We start from the raw sequence: 5,574 nt of genomic DNA on the forward strand, positions 1-5,574 counted from the left end.
GCCCAGGAGAGGACTCGAACCTCCACGAAGTTGCCCCCGCTAGCACCTGAAGCTAGTGCGTCTACCAATTCCGCCACCTGGGCGACTCAGGAGGAGAATTCTGCGGGAGAACCACGAATGTGTCAACAGCATGTCGCGGAAAATTTCGATCATCGCGCGCTGCCGGTTCGTCCCCCTGCACATCGGGCAATCGTGCATGCGACACCCACACCATCGAACCGCAGAAACGAAAAAACCCGCTTGCGCGGGTTTGATCATGTACCGAGTCGTGGTGCCCAGGAGAGGACTCGAACCTCCACGAAGTTGCCCCCGCTAGCACCTGAAGCTAGTGCGTCTACCAATTCCGCCACCTGGGCGACTCAGGAGGCGAATTATGCGGATGCATCGCAGGGCTGTCAATGCATTCCGGCGCCGCAAACGCGCAGGGTGCGTTGGCCACTGGCGCGGCGCGGCTTGACCCGGGTGGTGGACCCTGAAAATACTCGGCCCACCCGGCAGCAAGGCGTTCCCATGGAAACCCCGATCCTGCATTTCCATCCGCTGTCCTCGTGCTGCCAGAAAGTGCTGATCGCCGCCGACGTGCTCGGTGTCACCTTGGACGCCCGGCTGTTGAACCTCGGCGACCCGGTCGAGCGCGCAGCGTTCCGGGCGCTGTGGCCGCTGGGCAAGATGCCGCTGCTGGTCGAGCAGGGCACGCCCATCGGTGAGACCAGCATCATCATCGAGCACCTCCAGCTCCATCATGCCGCCGCAGGTACGTGGCTGATTCCGCCGGATCCGGCGCAGGCGCTGGCGGTACGGTTCTGGGATCGGTTCTGCGACTTCTATGTCATGACCCCGATGCAGGCGCTGACCGCTGCGCTGCTGCAGCCGGACGGGCAGGGCGATGCCCAGGCCACGGCAGCGGCGCGGGCCACCTTGCTCAACAGCCATGCACTGCTGGATCGCCAGCTTGCGGGGCGGCGCTGGCTGACCGGCGAAGCGTTCACCCTGGCCGACTGCGCTGCGGCACCGGCGCTGTTCTATGCGGTGGCTTACGTGCCAGTGCCGGAGGCGCACGCGGCACTGTCTGCCTATATGGAGCGGCTGATGGCGCACGTAGCGGTGGCTGCGGTGATCGACGCGGCCCGGCCCTGGTTCAAGTACTTCCCGGGACGGGCAGGGTTGGCGCGCCGTTACTACGATCCCGAGGCCTGACCCGCCCGATCCGGGAGGGGTGGATGCCAGAAACGAAAAAACCCGCTTGCGCGGGTTTGATCATTTTCTGAGTCATGGTGCCCAGGAGAGGACTCGAACCTCCACGAAGTTGCCCCCGCTAGCACCTGAAGCTAGTGCGTCTACCAATTCCGCCACCTGGGCGACTCAGGAGGCGAATTGTGAAGATGCCGCCGGGGCTTGTCAACGGTTTTGTGAAAATTCTTCACAAACCTGCATATGGCGCGCCCATGACCGATTCTGCACACTGTCAGCGGTTACCATGGAGGCCAATGAAACCAAAGAAACCGACCCAGGGCGCGAAAGCCCCCAAGTCCCCGGCGCCCAAGCAGGCTGCCGGTCCGTCGGGCAAGCCCCGCGCTGCCGCCAAGAAGGCCGGCAAGCTGCCACCGTGGATGCCCGAATCAATGAACACCCCAGCGCCGCCGCGCGGTGGCAAGCGGTCCGGCCCCAAGCCGGATGCCGGCGCGCCGATCCCGACCCGTCGCCGCCCGCACCCGACTGCTGCCGACATGAACGTGATCGACCCCCATGCCGCGCGTGAGGCCGAGCGCTATGCGCAGCCCATCGCCAGCCGCGAAGCCATCCTGCAGCTGCTGGACCGCTGCGACGGCCCGCAGACCGCCGAGGAAATCGGCATCCACCTCGGCCTGACCGAACCCGACCGCGCCGACGCGCTGGGCAAGCGCCTGGGCGCGATGGTGCGCGACGGCCAGCTGGTGCAGAACCGCCGCGGCGGTTTCGCCCCGGTGCAGGCCACCAACCTCATCACCGGCGTGGTCATCGCCAACCCGGAAGGCTTCGGCTTCCTGCGTCCGGTGGAGGGCGGGGACGACCTGTTCCTGCCGCCGTATGAAATGCGCAAGGTCATGCACGGTGACCGCGTGCTCGCCAACGTGACCGGCATCGATCGCCGCGGCCGCCGCGAGGGCAGCATCGCCCGCGTGCTCGAGCGCGGCATGACCCGCCTGATCGGCCGCTTCAGCGTCGAGTTCGGCATCAATTACGTGGTGCCCGACGACAAGCGGGTGCAGCGCAACGTGCAGATTCCGCCGGACCAGACCGGCGACGCCCGCGACGGCCAGCTGGTGGTCTGCGAGCTGACCCAGGCCCCGGATACCCGCCGCCCGCCGATCGGCCGCATCATCGCGGTGCTCGGCGACAAGCTGACCGCCTCGCTGATCGTGGAAACCGCCATCCACGGCCATGAACTGCCGTTCGAGTTCCCGCAGGAGGTGCTCAACGAGGCCGCCTCGGTGCCGCTGGTGGTCGAGCCGGCCATGCTGGGCAACCGCGTGGACCTGCGCAGCACGCCGCTGGTGACCATCGACGGTGAGGATGCCAAGGACTTCGATGACGCGGTGTTCTGCGAACCGAATGCCGAAGGTTTCCGCCTGGTGGTGGCCATCGCCGACGTGTCCAACTACGTCCGCCCCGGCACGCCGCTGGATGACGAAGCGCAGAAGCGCGCCACCTCGGTCTACTTCCCGGGTTTCGTGGTGCCGATGCTGCCTGAGACGCTGTCCAACGGCATCTGCTCGCTGATGCCCAAGGTCGACCGCATGTGCTTCGTCTGCGACATGCAGGTGAACCGCGACGGTGAGGTGATCCATTCGCGCTTCTACGAAGCGGTGATGAATTCGCACGCCCGCCTGACCTACAACCAGGTCTGGCAGGCAGTCGGTGAAAACGACCCGGCAGTGCGCAAGGAAATCGCTGCGGTGCTGCCGCAGGTCGAGCGCCTGCACCAGCTCTACAAGGTGCTGGCCAAGGCCCGTACCAAGCGCGGCGCGATCGAGTTCGAATCGTCTGAAGTGCGCTTCGTGCTCGACAACACCGGCGAAGTGACCCAGGCCGGCATGCTGGTGCGCAACGATGCGCACAAGCTGATCGAAGAATGCATGATCGCCGCCAACGTGCAGGCCGCGCGCTACCTGCTGCACAAGCAGGTGCCGGCGCCGTTCCGCGACCATGCCAAGCCGCCGGAAGCCAAGTTCGAGGACCTGCTGGAGTTCCTGAAGGAATTCAAGCTGAGCCTGCCGCCGTGGTCGAAGGTGCAGCCGGGTGATTACACCAAGCTGCTCAAGAAGGTGCGCGAGCGCCCGGATGCGGCGCTGCTGGAATCGGTGCTGCTGCGCAGCCAGAGCCTGGCGGTGTATTCGCCTGACAACCAGGGCCACTTCGGTCTGTCGCTGGATGCGTACGCGCACTTCACCTCGCCGATCCGCCGCTATCCCGACCTGCTGGTGCACCGTGCTATCAAGCATGCGCTCAGCGGCGCACCGGCCGAGAAGTACACCTACTCGCCGCGTGAGATGGCCGCGCTGGCGCTGCAGTGCTCCGAACGCGAGCGCCGGGCCGACGAGGCCGAGCGCGAAGTGGACGAACGCTACCGCGCCGCGTGGATGGAAAAGCACGTGGGTGGCCAGTTCGACGGTGTAATCAGCGGCGTGACCAGCTTCGGTCTGTTCGTGGAACTGGACGAATCCAAGGTCAACGGCCTGGTCCACGTGACCCAGCTGCCGCACGACTATTACCAGTTCGATGCCACCCGCAAGACGCTCAGCGGCGAACGCCGTGGCAAGGCCTACCGGCTGGGCGACCGCGTGCGCATCCTGGTGCTCAAGGCCAGCATGGAAGAGCGCAAGATCGACTTCCGCCTGGTCGAGGAGCAGGGCGACGAGGTGGACGAACTGCCGCCGCGTGGCCAGCCAGCCAAGCGCAAGAAGCAGAAGTACTGAAAGACCGGCGTACCGGCCACCGGCCGGTACGCCAGGGCGCGGACACCGGCCGCCCGGCGGCACCCGCGCTACCCCGGCCACCCGGTAGGTGCCGACCATTGGTCGACTCGCGTCCACCGGCACCATGCCTACCCCGATCGGAGCGCACCCATGCCCGACCTCCCCGAATACAGTGGCGGCTGCCAGTGCGGCGCCATCCGCTTCCACGTCCGTGGCGAGCTGACCGACAGCTCGATCTGCCATTGCCGGATGTGCCAGAAAGCCTTCGTGCCTATTACGCACCGCTGGTGTCGGTGCGCGCCGTCGAGTTCACCTGGACCCGGGGCGAGCCGCGCCGGTTTGCCTCCTCCAACCTGGTCCAGCGGGGTTTCTGCCCCGACTGCGGCACGCCGCTGACCTACGAAGCGCCGGACGGCATGGCCGTTGCTGCCGGGGCCTTTGACGATCCCGCGCGCCTGCCGCCGACCGTGCAGTACGGCACCGAGGCCAAGCTGCCGTTCGTGGATACGTTGGGGTCGCTGCGCGTGATCCGTGACGAGGATGACCCTGAGATGGCGCTGCTGCAGGGCCTGGTCAGCCACCAACACCCCGACCACGACACCCCCTGACGGCGCCGCGCCGCGGGGTTGGGGCTCCGGCGTGAACGCCCGGCGGGGCAGGCGGGGCCTTGATGCTCTACCATTACCACCCCCTGTACCGGTCGTGCCCCCGCAATGAGCAAGCAAAGCCAGTGGATCGTCGGCGTCAACGCTGTCGCCTCTTCGATCGAGAACGATGCCGAGAACGTCCGCGAGGTGCTGATCGAAGCCAGCGCGAAGAATCCGCGGCTGGTGGAAATCGAAGAGAACGCGCGCCGCAAGGGCATCGACGTGCGCAAGGTCAACACCCAGGCGCTCGACGGCGTGGGCGGTTCGGTGCGCCACCAGGGCGTGGCGGCGCGCTACCAGGCGGCACGCACCTACGGTGAGAACGAACTGGAAGGCCTGGTCGAGGCCGCCGAGGGCAAGGCCCTGCTGCTGATCCTCGACGAGGTGCAGGACCCGCACAACCTGGGCGCCTGCCTGCGCAGCGCGGCGGCTGCCGGTGCCACCGCAGTGATCATTCCCAAGGACAAGTCGGCCACGGTCAACGCCACTGTGCGCAAGACCTCGGCCGGTGCGGCCGACCGCATCCCGGTGGTGGCGGTGACCAACCTGTCGCGCTGCCTGAAGGACCTGCAGAAGCTGGGCGTGTGGATCTACGGCCTGGCCGGTGAAGCCACTGCCTCGCTGTATTCGATCGATTTGAAGGGCAACGTGGCGCTGGTGCTGGGCGGCGAAGCCGACGGCCTGCGTCGTCTGACCCGCGAAAACTGCGATGGCCTGGTCAAGATCCCGATGCCGGGCGACATTGAAAGCCTCAACGTGTCGGTGGCCACCGGCGTGAGCCTGTTCGAGGCTGTGCGCCAGCGCGGCCTGTAATCCGCCCGCGCGCGGGGGTAGAGCCGACCGTCGGTCGGCTGCTCTACGCGGCGTACGACAGCCGACCAACGGTCGGCTCTACCGGGGTGGGTTGATAGCCGACCAACGGTCGGCTCTACCGGGGTGGGTTGGCAGCCGACCAACGGTCGGCTCTACCC

At 66.8% G+C, this 5,574-nt stretch carries 3 protein-coding genes, 3 tRNA genes and 1 pseudogene; 4 read left to right on the plus strand and 3 right to left on the minus strand.

What is annotated here, in order from left to right; genetic code table 11:
• Positions 1 to 83 (minus strand) — tRNA-Leu (locus DBR34_RS04760).
• Between the two features lie 186 nt (positions 84 to 269).
• Positions 270 to 356: transfer RNA gene (locus DBR34_RS04765), tRNA-Leu, on the minus strand.
• Positions 357 to 510: 154 nt separating this feature from the next.
• Between DBR34_RS04765 and DBR34_RS04770 the strand changes: the two genes are divergently transcribed.
• Positions 511 to 1,197 carry a glutathione S-transferase family protein gene (locus DBR34_RS04770; RefSeq protein ID WP_128095918.1) on the plus strand — a complete coding sequence of 229 codons (687 nt, stop codon included), beginning with the start codon at positions 511 to 513 and terminating at the stop codon, positions 1,195 to 1,197.
• A gap of 75 nt (positions 1,198 to 1,272) precedes the next feature.
• Here DBR34_RS04770 and DBR34_RS04775 read toward each other — a convergent pair.
• Positions 1,273 to 1,359: transfer RNA gene (locus tag DBR34_RS04775), tRNA-Leu, on the minus strand.
• Positions 1,360 to 1,382: 23 nt separating this feature from the next.
• On the opposite strand from DBR34_RS04775, the gene rnr reads away from it, so the two are divergent.
• The 3 genes and pseudogenes from rnr to rlmB all read left to right on the plus strand — a co-directional run bounded on the left by rnr (position 1,383) and on the right by rlmB (position 5,416).
• A complete protein-coding gene (gene rnr, locus DBR34_RS04780) occupies positions 1,383 to 3,956 on the plus strand; it encodes a ribonuclease R (protein WP_128095919.1) in 2,574 nt (857 codons plus the stop codon).
• Between the two features lie 150 nt (positions 3,957 to 4,106).
• A pseudogene (locus tag DBR34_RS04785) lies at positions 4,107 to 4,564 on the plus strand (GFA family protein).
• Positions 4,565 to 4,669: 105 nt separating this feature from the next.
• Positions 4,670 to 5,416 carry a 23S rRNA (guanosine(2251)-2'-O)-methyltransferase RlmB gene (gene rlmB, locus DBR34_RS04790; protein ID WP_038689409.1) on the plus strand — a complete coding sequence of 249 codons (747 nt, stop codon included), beginning with the start codon at positions 4,670 to 4,672 and terminating at the stop codon, positions 5,414 to 5,416.
• The last annotated feature ends 158 nt before the right edge of the window (positions 5,417 to 5,574 follow it).

Source organism: Stenotrophomonas sp. HMWF003 (genome assembly GCF_003061285.1).
Taxonomy (GTDB): Bacteria; Pseudomonadota; Gammaproteobacteria; order Xanthomonadales; family Xanthomonadaceae; genus Stenotrophomonas; species Stenotrophomonas maltophilia_AP.

Excerpts from the sequence above, each read along its gene's own strand:
- rnr (WP_128095919.1), top strand. The coding sequence starts at position 1,383 with ATGCCGCCGGGGCTTGTCAACGGTTTTGTGAAAATTCTTCACAAACCT.
- rlmB (WP_038689409.1), top strand. The coding sequence starts at position 4,670 with ATGAGCAAGCAAAGCCAGTGGATCGTCGGCGTCAACGCTGTCGCCTCT.
- DBR34_RS04770 (WP_128095918.1), top strand. The coding sequence starts at position 511 with ATGGAAACCCCGATCCTGCATTTCCATCCGCTGTCCTCGTGCTGCCAG.